Annotated in this window: 16 protein-coding genes; 1 reads left to right on the top strand and 15 read right to left on the bottom strand. The window is 60.8% G+C overall.

Features of this window, described 5'->3' with window-relative positions; genetic code table 11:
* Nucleotides 1–68 precede the first annotated feature (68 nt).
* On the top strand, nucleotides 69–848 hold the full coding sequence (locus tag RTQ46_RS21065) for an inositol monophosphatase family protein (protein WP_312439568.1): 780 nt from the start codon (nucleotides 69–71) through the stop codon (nucleotides 846–848).
* A gap of 75 nt (nucleotides 849–923) precedes the next feature.
* On the opposite strand, the gene RTQ46_RS21060 is transcribed toward RTQ46_RS21065, so the two are convergent.
* The 15 genes from RTQ46_RS21060 to RTQ46_RS20990 all read right to left on the bottom strand — a co-directional run bounded on the left by RTQ46_RS21060 (nucleotide 924) and on the right by RTQ46_RS20990 (nucleotide 16521).
* Nucleotides 924–3176 (bottom strand): hypothetical protein, encoded by a 2253-nt coding sequence (locus RTQ46_RS21060; RefSeq protein WP_312439542.1) that lies wholly within the window; start codon nucleotides 3174–3176, stop codon nucleotides 924–926.
* Between the two features lie 66 nt (nucleotides 3177–3242).
* The gene (locus RTQ46_RS21055; RefSeq protein ID WP_312439541.1) at nucleotides 3243–3740 is read right to left on the bottom strand and encodes a tetratricopeptide repeat protein; all 498 of its coding nucleotides are present in this window, start codon (nucleotides 3738–3740) and stop codon (nucleotides 3243–3245) included.
* 4 nt (nucleotides 3741–3744) lie between these two features.
* Entirely contained in the window at nucleotides 3745–4674 is a 930-nt protein-coding gene (locus RTQ46_RS21050) for a type II secretion system F family protein (protein ID WP_312439540.1), read from the bottom strand.
* 33 nt (nucleotides 4675–4707) lie between these two features.
* The gene (locus tag RTQ46_RS21045) at nucleotides 4708–5685 is read right to left on the bottom strand and encodes a type II secretion system F family protein (RefSeq protein ID WP_312439539.1); all 978 of its coding nucleotides are present in this window, start codon (nucleotides 5683–5685) and stop codon (nucleotides 4708–4710) included.
* A gap of 6 nt (nucleotides 5686–5691) precedes the next feature.
* On the bottom strand, nucleotides 5692–7062 hold the full coding sequence (locus tag RTQ46_RS21040; protein ID WP_409518358.1) for a CpaF family protein: 1371 nt from the start codon (nucleotides 7060–7062) through the stop codon (nucleotides 5692–5694).
* A gap of 25 nt (nucleotides 7063–7087) precedes the next feature.
* Complete coding sequence (locus RTQ46_RS21035) at nucleotides 7088–8248, bottom strand: AAA family ATPase (RefSeq protein ID WP_312439538.1); 1161 nt, start codon at nucleotides 8246–8248, stop codon at nucleotides 7088–7090.
* A gap of 37 nt (nucleotides 8249–8285) precedes the next feature.
* On the bottom strand, nucleotides 8286–8567 hold the full coding sequence (locus RTQ46_RS21030) for a pilus assembly protein (protein ID WP_312439537.1): 282 nt from the start codon (nucleotides 8565–8567) through the stop codon (nucleotides 8286–8288).
* Nucleotides 8568–8577: 10 nt separating this feature from the next.
* Nucleotides 8578–10158 carry a type II and III secretion system protein family protein gene (locus RTQ46_RS21025; protein ID WP_312439536.1) on the bottom strand — a complete coding sequence of 527 codons (1581 nt, stop codon included), beginning with the start codon at nucleotides 10156–10158 and terminating at the stop codon, nucleotides 8578–8580.
* A 23-nt stretch (nucleotides 10159–10181) separates the two neighbouring features.
* Entirely contained in the window at nucleotides 10182–11030 is an 849-nt protein-coding gene (cpaB, locus tag RTQ46_RS21020; RefSeq protein ID WP_312439535.1) for a Flp pilus assembly protein CpaB, read from the bottom strand.
* On the bottom strand, nucleotides 11027–12424 hold the full coding sequence (locus RTQ46_RS21015; RefSeq protein ID WP_312439534.1) for an ATP-binding protein: 1398 nt from the start codon (nucleotides 12422–12424) through the stop codon (nucleotides 11027–11029). The genes cpaB and RTQ46_RS21015 overlap by 4 nt, the downstream gene beginning before the upstream one ends.
* A 27-nt stretch (nucleotides 12425–12451) precedes the next feature.
* Nucleotides 12452–13045: a prepilin peptidase gene (locus RTQ46_RS21010; RefSeq protein WP_312439533.1), complete on the bottom strand. Its 594-nt coding sequence runs from the start codon at nucleotides 13043–13045 to the stop codon at nucleotides 12452–12454.
* 129 nt (nucleotides 13046–13174) lie between these two features.
* On the bottom strand, nucleotides 13175–13336 hold the full coding sequence (locus RTQ46_RS21005; protein ID WP_312439532.1) for a Flp family type IVb pilin: 162 nt from the start codon (nucleotides 13334–13336) through the stop codon (nucleotides 13175–13177).
* Between the two features lie 425 nt (nucleotides 13337–13761).
* Nucleotides 13762–13923, bottom strand: a complete 162-nt coding sequence (locus RTQ46_RS21000; protein ID WP_312439531.1) for a Flp family type IVb pilin — start codon at nucleotides 13921–13923, stop codon at nucleotides 13762–13764.
* 201 nt (nucleotides 13924–14124) lie between these two features.
* Nucleotides 14125–14826 (bottom strand): response regulator transcription factor, encoded by a 702-nt coding sequence (locus RTQ46_RS20995; RefSeq protein ID WP_312439530.1) that lies wholly within the window; start codon nucleotides 14824–14826, stop codon nucleotides 14125–14127.
* 42 nt (nucleotides 14827–14868) lie between these two features.
* Nucleotides 14869–16521 carry a sensor histidine kinase gene (locus RTQ46_RS20990; RefSeq protein WP_312439529.1) on the bottom strand — a complete coding sequence of 551 codons (1653 nt, stop codon included), beginning with the start codon at nucleotides 16519–16521 and terminating at the stop codon, nucleotides 14869–14871.
* Nucleotides 16522–16775 lie beyond the last annotated feature (254 nt).

Genomic DNA, 16775 nt, shown 5'->3' with positions numbered 1-16775 from the left:
CTGCGCTCCAGTACAAACCGGTACTGCCGGGCGCTCGCGTGCTTTTAACGGAAGCTCACATGCACCCAATGCTCAACACGGCCATCAAGGCCGCCCGCCGCGCCGCCACCGTCATCAACCGCGCATCGTTCGACCTCGACCGCGTCGTCGTCACGGAAAAACAACATAACGATTTCGTCACCGATGTCGACCAGGCGGCCGAACAGGCCATCATCGAGGTGCTGTCCAAAGCCTACCCGGACCACGCGTTCCTGGGTGAGGAATCGGGCGCTTCCGCCAACTCGCACGACGAGAATGAATTTCAGTGGATCATCGACCCGATCGATGGCACCAGCAACTTCATCCACGGCTTCCCGCAATATTGCGTCTCGATCGCGCTGGCCCAGCGCGGCGTCGTCACGCAAGCCGTCATCTATGATCCCGTGCGCAACGACCTGTTTACCGCCAGCAAAGGCGCCGGCGCCTTCCTCAACGAAAAACGCATCCGCGTCACCAAGCTCGACCGCGTTGCCAACGCCATGCTGGGCACCGGCCATGGCGCAGGCCCGCGCGCGCTCGACGAATACCTGAAAATGTACGCCATCATGGGCGAACGCAGCCAGGGCGTGCGCAGCGCCGGCTCGGCCGTGCTGGACCTGGCCTACGTCGCTTGCGGCCGCCTGGACGGCTTCTACCAGAAAGGCCTGAAACCTTGGGATATCGCCGCCGGCGCGCTGATGATCACCGAGTCGGGCGGCATTGTCGGTGAATTTTCCGGCGAATCGGACTACCTGTACAAGGGCGACGTGATCGCCGCCAGCCCGAAAGTGTTCGGCCAGATGGTCAGCCTGCTGGCGCCGTTTGCCTGATCAACATCTTGCCGATGTAAAAAAAGCTGCCGGGTTGCCCTGGCAGCTTTTTTTTCGCCTGCATGACTGAGCGTATCAGTCGGTGACGGTGTACGACGCCGTGGTAATCACGCCGGATGGGGTCCTGACCGTTACGGTCAAGGCACCGCTGCGTGCGGTGTTGACCTTGCAAACGCCGGCTTCCTGAGTCACATCGCTGACCATCTGGATCGGATAGATCCAGCCGGCCGCACTGGGCTGTTCCGTATTGGGCACAATGAAACTGCTGCCGTTGATGATAGCGCCATTGGTGGTCGAAAAGCTGATCGTGGTGCCGGCTGGCAGCAGATTGCCTGGCAAGTCCACCGTCAAGCCTGTCACCTTGGCTGTGTTCATGGCAAATACGGTGGGGTTAGTGTCACGAATGGCAAGCCGGAAGGTATGGATCTTGTTCTCGAACGCCGTACCATTGACGCACTCATCAAGCACAATCGGCGCCGCATCGAGCGGCGTAATGCGCGCGTCGCTGCCCGACAGCACCTGCACCAGCGCCTTGCGTACATGTACTGTATTGGCTGCCGTGGTATTGACGCTCGATGCGCCTTTCAGTACGCCATTGTACTGTTCGTCACCGGTCAGGTCCCACCGGCCGTTGCCATTCGAGTCAATATACGGCTCGCCGCTGACACGCGAAGTATTGCCTGCACTGTAGGCATCATTAATATAATTGGCGTTGGCGGCAGTAATGGCGCGGTCGTTACGGAACGGCTCGCCCAGGTCGGTATAAGTCTCGCCCGTTTCAAACAGATTATTACCATTTGCATCGACAAAACTTTCTTCACCGAGTGCATACGCGAAGATCGTCACGCGGCCATCGGCTGGACGAGGATTGCCAGCGCAGAAGCGTACGCTGCACGAGCCAGGCGTGCCTTTCTGGGTAATCACGGTGCCGTCGGTCAGCGTGGTATTTTCCAGACCGGTCAGGCAGGACGCGTCGATGGTACCGCCTTCGGCCGTGAAGCTGACTGCCGTGCCGTCCGGCACCGGATTATGGAAATGATCGCCGAGGCGCGCCGTAATGAGCGCACCAGCAGGCGCCGGGCAACCGGCAAAATTGGCACCTTCCGTATTGAACATCGAACTGCTGAGCGTGAAGCTGTTTTGCTCGGGAATGCCGGTCGACACCACCAGCTGGTCCGACACGGTCGACAGGCTGGTGTCACGCAGACGGGCCGTGACGCGAATCGGCGTGTTGACCGTACCGGACGCCACTGTGGTGCTGACGCTGCCGTCGGCGGCGCTGGTCGATTGCGCAGGATTGACGGTGAGGCCACCAGCCGTGCTGTCGAGCGCAAAGTCGACGATATGGCCACCAACCGGATTGCCGTTCTTGTCGCGCACCTTGAAAGTAACGACAGACGACTCCTGCCTACCTGCGCCGCCCGTGCCTTTCAGGGCGATATTTTGCGGCAGTGCCGATACGAAACCGATCTGGCCGGCACTGGCCGGCTGCACCGCCAGATTGCCAGTCTGAGTAATGGTCGTGCCGTTAAACACGATGCTGGCCGTGATGACATCGGCCGCGCCACAGCCTTTGTCGATATACGAAGTGCTGGCTACGCCATTGACTGTGCTGACAGGGCTGCTGATGCTGGCCTTGCCTGCGGTCGCGCATGGCGAACTGAAGGTTACCGACTGGACCGGTGCGTAAGCGGCGGCGCCATTCATGACGGTTACGCTCAGGCCGGCCGTGCCGCCAGCGGCCAGCGTCGCGGGGGACGCTGTCACTGGCGTCAGGGCCAGGGTCGGGAATACCACGCTGTAATTGGTGGTCGAGGTCAGCACGGCGCCATTGACCAGGGCACTGGCGGTCAGCATAAATGCACCGCTCTGCGTGCCGGCGCCAATGACGATATTGGCCACGCCAAAGGCATCGGTGAGCGCGCTGGCCGAACCCGGCGTAAAGGTTGCCGTCTTGTCGCTGCTCGTCAGGCTCAGCAGGATGTTGGGCAATACCGCGCCACTGCCGTCCTTGACCACCGCCTGCAGCGTTGCCGTACTGGCGGACCCGACCGCCATGGTGGCCTTGCCATCGGCGTCCTTCAGCGCCAGCACCAGCGTCGCCGGCGCAGGCGTTACCGGTGTTACCGGTGTCACGGGAGTCACCGGCGTGACCGGCGTTGCCACGCAGCCAGGCAAGGTAGACGGGCGGGTCGGATCGAGGCTGGCGCAGTCGCTGGTATCGGACGCGCCGCCACCGCCGCAACCGGCCAGCAGGACGGCCGCACTGCCCGCTGCCAGATAATGCGCCCAGCGTGCCGGCGTACTGCTACTGCGAATATCAAACATGCACTTCTCCCTGTTGTTTTTCATATTGCGATGACGATGTTGTTGTTAAATGATAGTGAGCAGACATCAGCCCGACGCCAGCGCCGCGCGCACCAGTTGCAGGTTGTTGCGCGCCAGCCGGACGTCGCCGCCCAGCGCGACCGCCCGCTGCAGCGTGCTGGCCGCCTTTAAAAGCTGTCCTTGCAGGTAATACACATAACCGAGATTGCCCAGCGGTTGCGCCGACTGCGGGTACTCTTCTGCCAGTTCCCGCAACGCCGTGGCAGCCTGCTCCAGCCGTCCGGCACGCGCATCGAGCACGGCCAGCGCATTGCGCGCAGCGAGCTGGCGCGGCTCCAGCGCGAGCGAGGCGCGCCAGGCTTCTTCGGCTAGCTGCAACTGACCACGCCGCTGGTAGAACTTGCCCAGTTCAAACCAAGTCGCGGCGCTCTGGCCCGGCGAATTGTCGATGCGCTGTACCGGCTCCACGGACCACGCTGGCAGCGCCGGAGGCGAGGCACAGCCTTGCAGAAGGCACGCCGATGCCAGTGCGACGGCCAGCCTGGATGGGAGCAGGATCGGCATGAAATCAGTTGCCGTTCATGGCAGGCAGCAGCACACGGTAGATTTGCAGAATCGCCGGCCCCATCAGTACCACCATCAGCGATGGAAAGATAAAGAAAATCAGCGGAAACAGCAGCTTGAGCGCGATCTTTGCGGCTGTTTCCTCGGCGCGCTGGCGGCGTTTGGTGCGCAGCTGGTCGGACTGCACGCGCAACGAGGCGGCAATGCTGGTACCGAAACGCTCGGCCTGTATCAGCAGCGTTACCAGCGAATCAACGTCTTCGACCCCGGTGCGCAGCGCCAGGTTGCGCAGGGCCTTGTCCTTGGCGCTGCCGGCGCGTAATTCCAGTGTTACCAACTGCAACTCCTCGGCCAGGATTTCACTTTTCAAACCGATTTCCTGGGCCACGCGCGCCAGCGCGGCATCCATGGCCAGGCCCGCTTCCACGCACACCGTCATCAGATCGAGTGCGTCGGGAAACGTTTCAAAGATCTCGCGCTGGCGCACTTTCAGGCTGTGCTTGAGCGCGATATCGGGCAGGTAGTAGCCGAGCGCCGCCACGCCAACCAGCCACAGCAGCATATTGTGCTGGCCACCGCGCAGCACAAAAAACGTCACCAGCGGAAACAGCAGGGCCAGGCCGGTCTTGGCCGCATAAAACAGCGCGGGCGCGGCGCTGTTGCGCCAGCCGGCATTGATGAAGCGGATGCGGATCGGCGACGTTTCCCAGCCATCCTCGGGCAGCGACAGCTTGGCCAGCGGCTTGGTCAGGCTGATCAGTCGCGCTACCCAGCGCTGATTGGTCTTGCGCTTGTCGACATCGATCTTCTTGCCCTCCAGCGCTTCCAGGCGCCCCTTGACGGGGGTGCCTGCGACCAGGCGCAAGACCAGCACGGCGATCGCGAAGACGATCACGAACAACACGGCCAGCAAGACAATTTGTGTTGCGCTCATGATAATGCCGCTCTCTGTTTCAACAGTTTCATATCAGACCCGGATCCTGATGATCTTGCGGATGACCAGCACGCCGACCAACAGCAGGCCCAGCGCCACGCCCACCATCTTGCGTCCGCCCCGGTCGGTGTACAGCAGCGACAGGAATACCGGATTCATCACCTGCATCATCAGGGCGGCGCCAAACGGCAGCAACCCCAGCACCCAAGCCGACATGCGCCCTTCGGCCGACAACACGCGTACCTGGCCCATCAGCTTGAGACGGTCGCGGATGATATTGCTGATGCTGCCCAGCAGCTCGGTCAGGTTGCCGCCGGTTTCGCGCTGGATCAGCACGGCGATCACGAAATAACGCAAATCGGTACTGGGCACGCGTGACGCCAGGTTCATCAGTGCGTCCGACATGGATACGCCAAAGTTGACCTCGTCGAACACGATGCGAAATTCGTCCGCCAAGGGAGCAGTCATTTCCTCGCCAACCAACTTGAGCGCGGTAGGAAAAGCATGGCCGGCACGCATCGAGCGTCCCATCAGGTCGAGCGCATCAGGCAATTGCTGCTCGATTTTTTCCAGGCGCTTGGCCTTGGTACGCGACACCAGCAGATATGGCAGCGCGGCGCAGGCGAGCACCAGCAACAGGCGCGCATACCAGGGAATGCTGACGACGCTGAGCAGCAGGAAGCCAATCAGCAGGCCCAGCAAGGAGTAACCCAGGAAGCGTCCCACGTTCCAGCTTTTGCCCGACTGCAGCAGCAAGCGATCGAGCGCTTTGACGCCTGGCAGCACTTCGAGCAGGCTTTGCAGGCCGGCATGTTCGCTGAGCGGGCGCTCCTTGGTAATCGAGACGGCTTTTTCGCTGTCGTCGCTGGCCGTATGCATGGCACGCAGGCGCCGTGCCACCCGCTCTGCCCCGGGTCCGCGCGCCGATTGCCAGGCGTAATACACCGCGCCGACCAGCAGCAGCACGGCCAGGAAAATCAGCAGGTAGACCAGCAGGGAAAGATAGTTCATGTCGCGTCAGCGCCCGGGACCGGTCGGCTCGAACAGCGTGTGGGGCACGCCGATGCCAAAACTGTTCAGGCGTTCAAGGAAGCGTGGACGGATGCCGCTGGCCGAAAAATGCCCGACCACCGCACCGCCCTCGCCCACGCCGGTCTGCTTGAAGCTGAAAATTTCCTGCATGGTGATTACTTCGCCTTCCATGCCGGTGATCTCCATGATTGAGGTGACCTTGCGCTTGCCATCAATCAGGCGCGATACCTGCACCACCACCGATACGGCCGAGCTGATTTGCTGGCGCACCGCCTTGCTGGGCAGGTTGGCGGCGGCCATGCTGATCATGTTTTCAAGCCTTGTAATCGCATCGCGCGGGGTGTTGGCGTGAATGGTCGCCATCGAGCCTTCATGGCCCGTGTTCATCGCGCCCAGCATGTCGAGCGCTTCTGCACCGCGTACCTCGCCCAGGATGATGCGGTCCGGGCGCATCCGCAGGGCATTCCTCACCAGCGCGCGCTGCGATACCTCGCCCTTGCCTTCGATATTCGGCGGGCGCGTTTCCAGACGCACCACGTGCGGCTGCTGCAGCTGCAGCTCGGCTGCATCTTCTACCGTGACGATGCGTTCGCTGTGGCCGATAAAGCCCGAAATCACGTTCAGCATGGTGGTCTTGCCGCTGCCGGTACCGCCCGAGATCAGGATATTCATCTTGGCCTTGCCCAGGCCCTGCAGGATTTCGGCCATCTCGGCGGTCATGCTGTTGTAGGCCACCAGGTCGGCCAGCCGCAGCGGGTCGACGGAAAAGCGCCGGATCGACATCACCGGGCCGTCGAGCGCCAGCGGCGGAATGATGGCATTGACGCGCGAACCGTCCGGCAGGCGCGCATCGACCATCGGGCTCGACTCATCGATGCGGCGCCCTACGCGCGAGACGATCTTGTCGATGATCTTCATCAGGTGCGCGTCGTCATTGAAGACGACGTCGGTCAGCTCCAGCTTGCCGCGCCGCTCGACATACACCTGCTTGTGGCCGTTGACCAGGATATCGGAAATGGTCGGATCGGAAAGCAGGGTTTCCAGCGGTCCGAAACCGAGCATTTCGTTCTGGATGTCGCGCGTCAGGTTCTTGCGTTCCGTGTCGTTGATGACGGTGGCTTCTTCATCGAGCAGGCGTTCGACCAGGCCGCGCAATTCATCGCGGATCTGTTCCTGCGTCAATCGCTGCATGCTTTCCAGGTCGACCCGCTCGAGCAACAGGCCATGAATGCGCAGCTTGAGCTCGCGATAGCCGCGGTTATCGATGGCCGGCGCGCGCAACGGCGTGAGCGAGGCGATCTTGCCGCTGCCGAGGCGCTCGCGGATCGACAATGATGGTGGGGGTGAGCTAGCCATGAATAATATCCTGTTCCTTATCCGTTCAGCCGCGTGACAGCACGCGGCTCAGCCAACCCTGGCGGACCGGCTCGACAGTCGTGCCGGTCAGCGCGGCGGCAAATTCCTGGAGCGAGCGCGTGATGGGACTGGCCTTGTCCAGCTGCAAGATGGGCACGCCTTGGTTGACCGACGCCGCTGCCGAGGCATAGTGGTTCGGCACGGTGCGATAGATCGCAGTACCGTACGCCGCTTCCAGGTCCTGCAGGCGGATCTCGCCGCCCTTGTCGTGGCGGTTGACGATCAGATGCACCTTGTCCTTGTCGTATTCGAGCGAGCGGAACATGCCCAGCAGGCGCTTGCCGTCGCGGATATAGGGCAAGGTGGTCTGCAGGATCGGGAAGATCATGTCGGCATGGTCGAGCGCGCGCACGCTGACGGCGTCGAGGTTTCGGCCCACGTCGAGCACCACGAAGTCGTACTGGCGGCGCGCCAGCTTGATGATGGCGTCAATATGTTCGGGCAGTACTTCACTGGCGTGGGCCGGATCCTCGGGTGCCGCCAGCACGCTGAAGTTGGGCAGCACGTTGAGCATGCTCGAGGCCAGGAACGACGGATCGAGTCGGTGAATGTCATGCGTCACGTCGGACAGCGTGGCCAGCGGCTTGTGTTCGGAGACGAACAGCGAAGCGTCGCCGAAATGCAGATTCATGTCGATCAGCGCGACGCGTTTGTGGCCGCTGGCAGCCAGTGCGAAGCCCAGGTTGGTGGCGATAAAGGTGGCGCCGCTGCCGCCCTTGCACGAAATAAAAGCCAGCACCTTGCCATTGCCGTTATCGCGCCGTTCCAGCTTCTCCTCGATGCGGTCGAGCGCCGGGTGCAGGCTGGCTGCTGCGGCCGGAAATGGCAGCACTTCGCGCACGCCTGCGCGCATCGCCTGCAGCAGGAATTCGGGCGAATGCTGCGGACACAGCAAAATGAAGGCCAGCCGTGGATATTGGGTACTGAGCCGTTCGATCGATGCCAGATCGACGCCGTCGTTGCCTGGCCGGTCGAAGATCAGGACATCGGGCAGTTGCGTTGCCGCATACAGCTGTTCGAGCGGACCGGCGCCGGCGTCGATATCGTCGTCCGGATTGCGCCCGCGTACCAGCCGGCTCAATTCGGCCAGCGTTTTTTCATCCCTGGATATGATGGCGATTTTCACGATATGCCTAACTGGTTCTGTTGTGACAGCGTCTTGCTCACTGACGACCGCCGACACCGATGGTGAAGGCAGCGGTCGGTGGCACCGGCGCCGTAAAGCTCTTTTGATACGATTCATAGGCCGCATTGGCGGCCTTGCCGTCCATGCCCACCACCGGATCGCGGTTCAGTGCTGCCTGCGGGTTGAACACCTGCTGGGTCCGCAATGCCGCAACACTGCGGCCGAAATCGCGGTCCAGCCTGGGGGTGGTGCCGCAACCGCCGATCGCGGCCAGCACCAGCATCGCACACGGCAGGAATAAAAATCGAGGACGCTGCATGGTCGCTCTCCTATTGAATATCAAAGCCGGTCGCGGCTGGCGCACTCGGCTGTGTCGCAGGTTGTGGCTGAGGCTTGGCAGCACCTTCCATTTTCCCCTGCAGGAAGAATTCGGCACGCGTCGGCGCCACGTAGGCATCCGTCGGCAAGGCAACTTCCCCGCTCAGTGGCTTGACCAGGTGCGGCGTGATGATGAACACCAGCTCCGTGCGGTCGGTCTGGAAGTCGCTGCTGCGAAACAGCGCACCCAGCACCGGAATCTCGCCCAGCATCGGCAGGGCCTTGATATTGGTCGTCACGTTGTTCTTGATCAGGCCGCCAATCGCAAAGCTCTGGCCATCGAACAGCTGCACCGTGGTGGTGGCGCGGCGCGTGGTAAAGGCCGGCAGCACGGCGGTGCCAGCGGTGCCGCTGGCCGTAATGCCGATCCCTTCCTTGTTCAGCTCCGACACTTCCGGCGCCACTTTCAGGTTGATGCGCCCGCCTTCGAGCACGGTCGGGGTGAACTTGACGGCGATACCGAATTCCTTTTCTTCCAGCGTGATCTTGTTGGTGCCGCTACTGCTGTCTTGCGATACCGGAATGAAAATCTTGCCGCCGGCCAGGAAGCTGGCTTCCTGGCCGCTGATGGCCATGATATTCGGTTCGGCCAGCACCTTCACCAGGCCGTCGCGCTTTTGCGCATCGAGGGTCAGGAAATTGCCGTTCTTGCCGTTGAAGCCATCTACCAGGCTGGGATTGCCGCTGAGCAGATTCGACAGCAGGCTGTAAGTCCAGTTGCCGCTGGTGGCGCGCGCGCCGATGCTGGCGCCGAGCTGGTCAACCAGCGTCTTGGAGACCTCGGCAATTTTTACTTCCAGCATGACTTGCTGTGGTGCAGCCACGGTCAGCATGTTGATCACCGCCACGCCCGTCGCAGCGCCGCCATTGCCAGTACCGCTGGCAGATGCGCCAGCAGACGGGCCAAGCATCGTCGTCAAGGTACCGGTCGCTGCGCCAGCTGCCGCGCCTTCGCCTGCGCCGCGCTGGGCAAATGCCTTGGCCATTTCCAGTATCTGGCTGACCTTGACGGTATCCGACACCACGCCCGACAGGACGATGGCGCCGCCGGCAGCGCTGGCCTTCAGGGTGCGTTCGTTCGGGAAGGTCTGCGACAGCTGCGCCTGCAAGCCTTCGGCGTCGACGTCGACTTCGATATCGACGATCACCGGCTTGTGATTCTTGTCCCACAAAATCAGGTTGGTGCTGCCGGGCGCGACACCCCATACATACAGCTCGCTCGACGTGCCGAGCATGCGCGCGCCGGCCACTTTGGGATCGTTGATGGCGATCTGGGAAACCGGGCGCGTCAGGCTGCGCAAGGTAGATTTGCCGACCGAAATGCGGATTGGCGGACCCAGCCGGGCAATATCGGCGCCGAGCGACAGGGGCGCCGACGGTTCGTCCGCGCTGACCGCGATGGCAGCTTTCCTGGGCGCAGATGCGGGAGCCGCCAGGACAGCGGCGTGGCACAGCATGCCCGCCGTCACGCCTCCCAGCATCAAGGCCAGGCGTGGCGTGACCGACAGCGTACTGATACGAAATTTGCTCATCAACTATCCTTGAATCGGTTTGCTTAAAATTGCTGGACGCTGGTGTCCATGCCCTTGATCACTTTGACGCTGTCGGTTGGCGGCGGTGGCGGGGCCGGCCGCGCCACCGCCCGTGGCGCGGCCGGTGCGGCGGTGCGCGGTGGCGCGACGGGATTCAGCGGCTTGAGTCCCAACAACGATTCCTTGGTCGCGCCTTCGGTGTTCACGGGCGACGGATCGATCTGGTTGCGCAGGACCAGCGACAAGGTGCCGACGCTGCGCGCCAGGTCGAGCTTTTCTACCTGATCCGGCGTCAGTTCCAGGGTCACCGCATTGACCACTTTCGGCTTATTGTCGTCGCGGCTGGACTCCTGAGCAACGGCCAGCACCAGTATGCGTTCGAGCACGATCTTGGAAATGGCCAGTTCGCCGCCACCGGTGAGCTTGGCGCGGTCGTCCTGGGTATTGACCAGGATATCGACAAAATTGCCGGGCAGTGCGAAGCCGGCCACCCCGACCACGTCATTGACGCGCACGGTCATGGCGCGCTTGCCATCGGCGACGATGGACGACAGCCCGCCAGTAGCGCCCACGGGTGCCAGTTTGCTTTCCAGCACAGGCTCGCCCATGCTGATATTGGCGCGCGTGATGCGCCCTTCGATCAGCTTGGTTTCACCGAATGCGCCGGGCGGCAGCGCGCCGGTAGGCCAGTCGAGCGTACGCAGCATCGCGGGCGTGACCTTGCTGCCCACGCTGATCTCGACCAGCGCCACCACGACCTTCTGGCTCGACTGCGTATTTTGTCCGCCCATCCAGACAGCCGCCGCCAGCACTGCCGCGCCGGCCAGCACCAGCGCCAGCAGCAACATGATTACAGCACGGGTGTTTCTCATCGCATTTCCTCTGACTTCATTATCGTTGTAGGTTCACGCCGCTCCTGGGCGGTTTTGTTGTCGCTGCCACTACGCTGGCTGGCGCCGGCAAAATAATTGTTCCACGCCCATTCCAGCACGGTATCGTTCAGCACCATGGCCGTGCCTTCGTACCTTGCCAGGTCGCGCACCTGGCGTATGAGGTCGCGCGGATAGCAGGCAAGCAATGCCACATTACAACGATAATGGAGCTGATGCAGCAGATACCGGAATGCCTGTGCATCGAACGCCACGCCGTATCGGGCACAGGTCTGCGCAAACACTTGCTCGTACTCGCTTTCGCTGAGGGCGGGCACTTCGATCTTGTAGCCGAGGCGTCGTAAAAATGCCGCATCGGACAAGCGCTCGGGCAGGAAATTCGAGGAAAATACCACTACCACATCGAATGGCACCTGGAAGGTATAGCCGTTGTGCAGCGACAGGAAATCGATGGCGCGATCCATCGGCACAATCCAGCGGTTCATCAGTTCGAGCGGCGAGCAGCGCTGGCGGCCCAGGTCGTCGATGATGAAAATGCCGTTATTGGCTTTCAAGTGCGGCGGCGCCCGGTACAGCCGCGTGACGCTATCGAAACGCAAGTCGAGCATGTCAAGCGTCAGTTCGCCGCCGGTCAGCACGGCCGGGCGTCGCACGCCGCGTACCCAGCGCGCATCGAGCTGGACGGTTTTTTCGATGCCTGCATTAACCTGCTGCGCCTCACCGGCAGGAACGTGCAATACCGGATCGTAAAAGGGCACTACTTCGCCATCGACCATGATGGCGTAAGGCACGGCGATACTGCCCTGTAACAGGCCGGACAGCCGTTCCGCCAGGTAGGTCTTGCCACTGCCGGCAGCGCCGTGGATAAAAATGGCGCGGCCGGAATTCATGGCCGAGCCCAGCTGGTCCAACACCCTGGCGTTGACCGCAATCCCGTCGAAATTGGCCTGCACGTCGGCCCGCGTGACATGCATGCTGGCCACGCTTTGTGCGGCCACTTGGGCGTTATAGGCAGCCAGCGGCACCGGGCATGGCCCCGCATAGGCATTGCGCGCCAGGCATTCGAGCGCGCGCTGGCGCCCGCTGTCCGTCAGTTGATAATGAATGTCGGCGTCAGTGCCGCTGGCGCCACGGCGTGTGACTTCGCACATCTTTTCTTGCCGCATGAAAGAGATCACGGGATCGATCACGACCAGACTCAGCTTGACATACGAGGCCAGTTCAGGAAGATGGAGCTGGCCGCGCTGGAACAACACCTTCACCAGCAGCTCGACCAGGAAGAGAAAAGGCAGGCCGGTTTCTTCGACCGTGCGCGCAGCGCGCAAGGATGCCGGCACCGGGTCGGCAACGTCGCGCGCGTCAGGATGGATAAACATCGGCAATCGGGAAGGATATGAAACGCATTACGCAAACAAGGCAAAGCGGCCGCTGGCAACCAGCAACAGATAAATCAGGGTGCCTGCAGCGATGGCGATGGCATACGGCAGCTTGCCGCTGGGAGCCTTCGGCGCATCGACCTCGGGACGCTGGCCGGCAATGCCGCGCATCAAGCTGCTCAACAACAAATGATAGCTGTTGCTGGTCATCTGGCGCAGCGTACCGTGATACGCCGCCACGCCGAGCGCCAGCACGCCGCCAGCGAGCAGGCTGAACAGCATGCAGCCGAACACCGCTTGCGGGCCGACGAACGCGCCTATCATTGCCATCAGCTTGACATCGCCGGCGCCCATGGTTTTCAGCGCATACATCGGCAGCAGCAATAACAGACCCAGACCCAGGCCGACCAATGCAGTTAGCATACCGAGGCCACCCGGCACCGGCATGAAAGCAGTGCCAGCGGCCGGCAGCAGGGCATTGAGCAGCACGCCGACCAGTGCGCCGGGAAAGACGAGACGATTGGGGATCTTGCGGCTGCGCACGTCATGCCAAACAGCGCCAGCCATCAGGCCGGCCAGCAACAGCGACGGCAACCAGGTCACAACAGGATGAGCGTACATGGATAAGCCAGCACAAGAGAAAAGCAGCGTCGACAAAGCGAAAACGGCCCGGCGCCATCAAATATGGCCCGGACCACCACGCCAGCAAGAGCACGCTAAAGGTGCACTCGCCGACAGCGCAAGTCGTGTTTATTTCAGCGAAGTGGTGATGCGGGTGAACACGGCAGTCAGGCCACCGCTCATTGCGGTCACAGCCGTTACCAGTACAGCGCTGACCAGTGCTGCGATCAGTGCGTATTCAATTGCGGTAACGCCATCTTCTTCAGCGATAAAGTTTTTGATGAAATTCATGATTAATCCATTCAGAGTAAGTTTAACAACATGTAAGGGGTTTTTTACGACTAGCACCCAGTAAATGGATCAACTTTATGGACCCTTGCAAATGGCGAGAAGTGCAATCAGGCACACTACCACTACCAGTGACGCAAGCAAGGCATGCTCCGAAAATGAAGTTCCGCTCTGCTCTCGCATAAAATCGGCGAGCTGCGGTCCTGCACCATTCTTTAACTGCATTCCCTGCTCCTGTAACTGTCTTTTATGCCGTACTGGTTTGTCGGCAACAATTACTGTTTGCTGATGTAAGAATTATAGAGCGTTGCATATTGCTTTGAATCAGACAAAAGTCATTTTCGTGGCAGTACAAAACAGCCCTTTCTCCTACCCCGTAACAGTACATTTGTACCAATCGCTCTTGGATCGGTTGGCAACACCAGCAATCAGGTCAACAAACCTTTGATGCGATCAAAAACGAGCGTCAGGCCGCCGGTCATGCTGGTCACTGCTGCGACCAGCACGGCGCTGACCAATGCTGCGATCAGCGCATATTCGATTGCGGTAACGCCATCTTCGTCGGTGATAAAGTTTTTAATGAAGTTCATGATTATCCATTCAGGTTATTTCAACAACGGCAAGGTCGCGGCCGATGTCAAAAAAAAACAATATTGTGCGCTGCGCCATGCACCAGGCGAGCGGACGACCAAGAATAGATAATATATCAATGGATTTTAATGCAAATCAGACAAATATCACTTTTTATACAGTACAAACCACCTATTTCCAGGACATGGCCAACATGACATTTATCCTGCCTTGCCCTGCGCTACAGGGCTTGCCGCATCAGCCAGCCCATGTCTGGTAGCATAGACATACAGTTCCAGCCGGTTGGCCACGCCCAGTTTGCTGTAAATGGAGGTCAGATGGTTGCGCAGGGTTTGCTCGGAAATAAAGGCGCGCTGGGCGATAGCCTTGTTCAGCGCGCCATTACCTTCGACCATCATCGCCACGATCTTGCGCTCCTTCAGTGTCAGGGTGGCGATTCTTGGCGCTTCGGGATCGGGCGGCGGCGCCGGACGGCTGAGGGCCCCCAGCATGCTGCCCAACAGATCCTGGTCCAGACACAATTCGCCACGGTGCACCCTGGCGATGGTATCGATCACCTGCTCGGCCGAGGCTTCCTTGCCCATCACGCCGCGCGCGCCGCTGCGCACTGCGCGGCTGAGCACCTCCTGGTCGCGCGAACCGCTGAGCATCATGGCGCGCGTTGCGCCGTTGGCCAGCAGCGCCGGCAGGAAATCGACCGAGCAGACGCCACCCAGGTCGACATCGAGCACGACGACATCGGGAACCAGTGCGTTGACCAGCGCCACGGCACTGCCGATGTCGCTGGCGGTGCCGACCACTTCCATTGCAGGCTGCGCGCCTGCCAATAATTTTTCCAGTCCCCACAACATGGTCTTATGATCATCGACCAATATGACCCGGATGGCATCTTGACTTGACATGCTTTACCTTTTCACTGAAAACCGCCACACCGGGCGGCGCGCCTACACCGGAATGTCGACGCGTACGAGAGTTGCGCCATTGGCGCCATGGCCCACCTGGACAGTACCGCCCAACGCCTGTGTCCGCTCTGTGATCGACACCGGCATGAAGTCCGCCGCCTGTGCCGCAACACCGGCGGCACGCTCGTTTTCGATCGATATCGTCAGCATGTGGGCATCGCGCGCCAGCACCACGCGTCCGCCGCGTGCCGTGGTGTGCTTGCGCATGTTGCTCATGCCTTCATTGACAATCTGAAACACTTCAGCGGCCAGGCGATCACTCACGTGAAACGCCTGGTCGGCGACGATCTCGACATCGAGCCCGAAAAATTTCTTCAACTGCTCAGCCTGGCGCCTCAGTGCGAATACCAGTTCCAGCTCTTCGCGCTGGACGCCGCTTTTGACCGATTGCGCCATATGCCGCAAATCGGCGATGACTTGCGTGCTCATGTCGATCAGCTTGTCGAGTTCGCCCACCAGCGGATTGTCCGGCGCGGCACTGGCCCGCAAGGCGTTCAGGCCGTGGCGCAGGCCGATATACGGCTGGATCGTCGTGTCATGCAAGTCCCGGGCGATTTTCTGGCGCTCCCGAAAAGCGGCGCCGGAAGCAAGCGTATCGAGCAGCGCGATATTTTCGACGAGCGGAAAGACATGCGCTACCAGGTGCATCAGAAACCTGGCATCGGAACGAAAGAAATGGTGACTGGTGGACACGACGTAAATGCGTCCCTCTCCTTTGCGCAAGGGAATCGATACGCTGATGAAAGACCTGGCGTCAAGCAGTTCGGCGAGGGCAGCGCCGCTGGCCGCATCGAGTCCCTGCCATCTCATGCCGCCGCGTTCGATGGCCGACAATGCATGGCCGAGGCGCAGGCGCGCGCGCAGCGACGGCGCGTACAGCACGCTCTGGCGCGCGCCAAACCCCATCAGCGGTGCGACGGCCGCTTCGCTCATCTGGCTGACATACCCGGGGCGTCCGCCGCCGCTGTTGAGCGCGGTGCGCAACTGCCAATGCTCCGCGCCGTTTTCGCGCATGACCAGTATGCAGCTGCTGGCGCCGAAAAAAACTCGCGCCTTCTCCAGTATTGAAGCAACCGTATGGTCGACGCCAAAACGCGGATTGGCTTGCTGGCTGACCTCGCGCAGCAAGGCCAGGCGCCGCTTCTGCAGCAGGCTCAGGCCACCCCAGTAGGCAATCATGTAGCCGAGCGCCATCACGAACGTCATGCGCAGCAGCAGTTTCGGCGTGTTCAGCGCGTGATCGGCCACGACCGACACCAGCCCCAGCAACAGGCAGGAGGCCAGCGTGATGCGCGCGCCCTCGTCGAGTCCGCGCTGGAATGACGAGGTCAGGATGACAAAGAAAAAGAAGGGAAAAAAATAACTTTCGCCGCCGCCGGTACACAGGACGATCAGGCCGTACCACAAGACGTCGAGCCAGAAAATCAGCCTGCCGTGTGTTACCGGCACGTTGACATACAGCAGAAGAAACAACACCGCACTGTGGACGACATACAGCGACAGCGCCAGCCAGGCCGGCAGGGGCGGCACGTCCATATGCTCGATATTGATGAACAGGGTCAGCAGGGCTGTGACTGCCAACAATAACCGCATGCCGAAAATCATCGTCAGGTCCGCATGATCGGTCATCGGCATGACCAATCCATTGCTCTGTTCTAGCTGACCTTGTTTTTGTTGCACCATCCTGATGTCATCACTTTTATACAAAAATCCAAGTCCGGGGCTATCCATGCCACGCATGTGCACCGGACCATCCATCCACCTGCATATTACTCTTACGCACTAGTTTTATGACATACGAAGCTGCTTATTTACACAGTTTTTACTATATTAAATGCAACAGGCGTGATTTATAAGCATTTTATTACCCGCTTACTTATGTAAAGCAA

Origin of the sequence: Janthinobacterium sp., assembly GCF_031995485.1 — a bacterium.
Lineage (GTDB): Bacteria > Pseudomonadota > Gammaproteobacteria > Burkholderiales > Burkholderiaceae_D > Janthinobacterium.
Note: the sequence above shows the minus strand (reverse complement) of the source record. Positions and strands in the feature narration are given on the sequence as shown.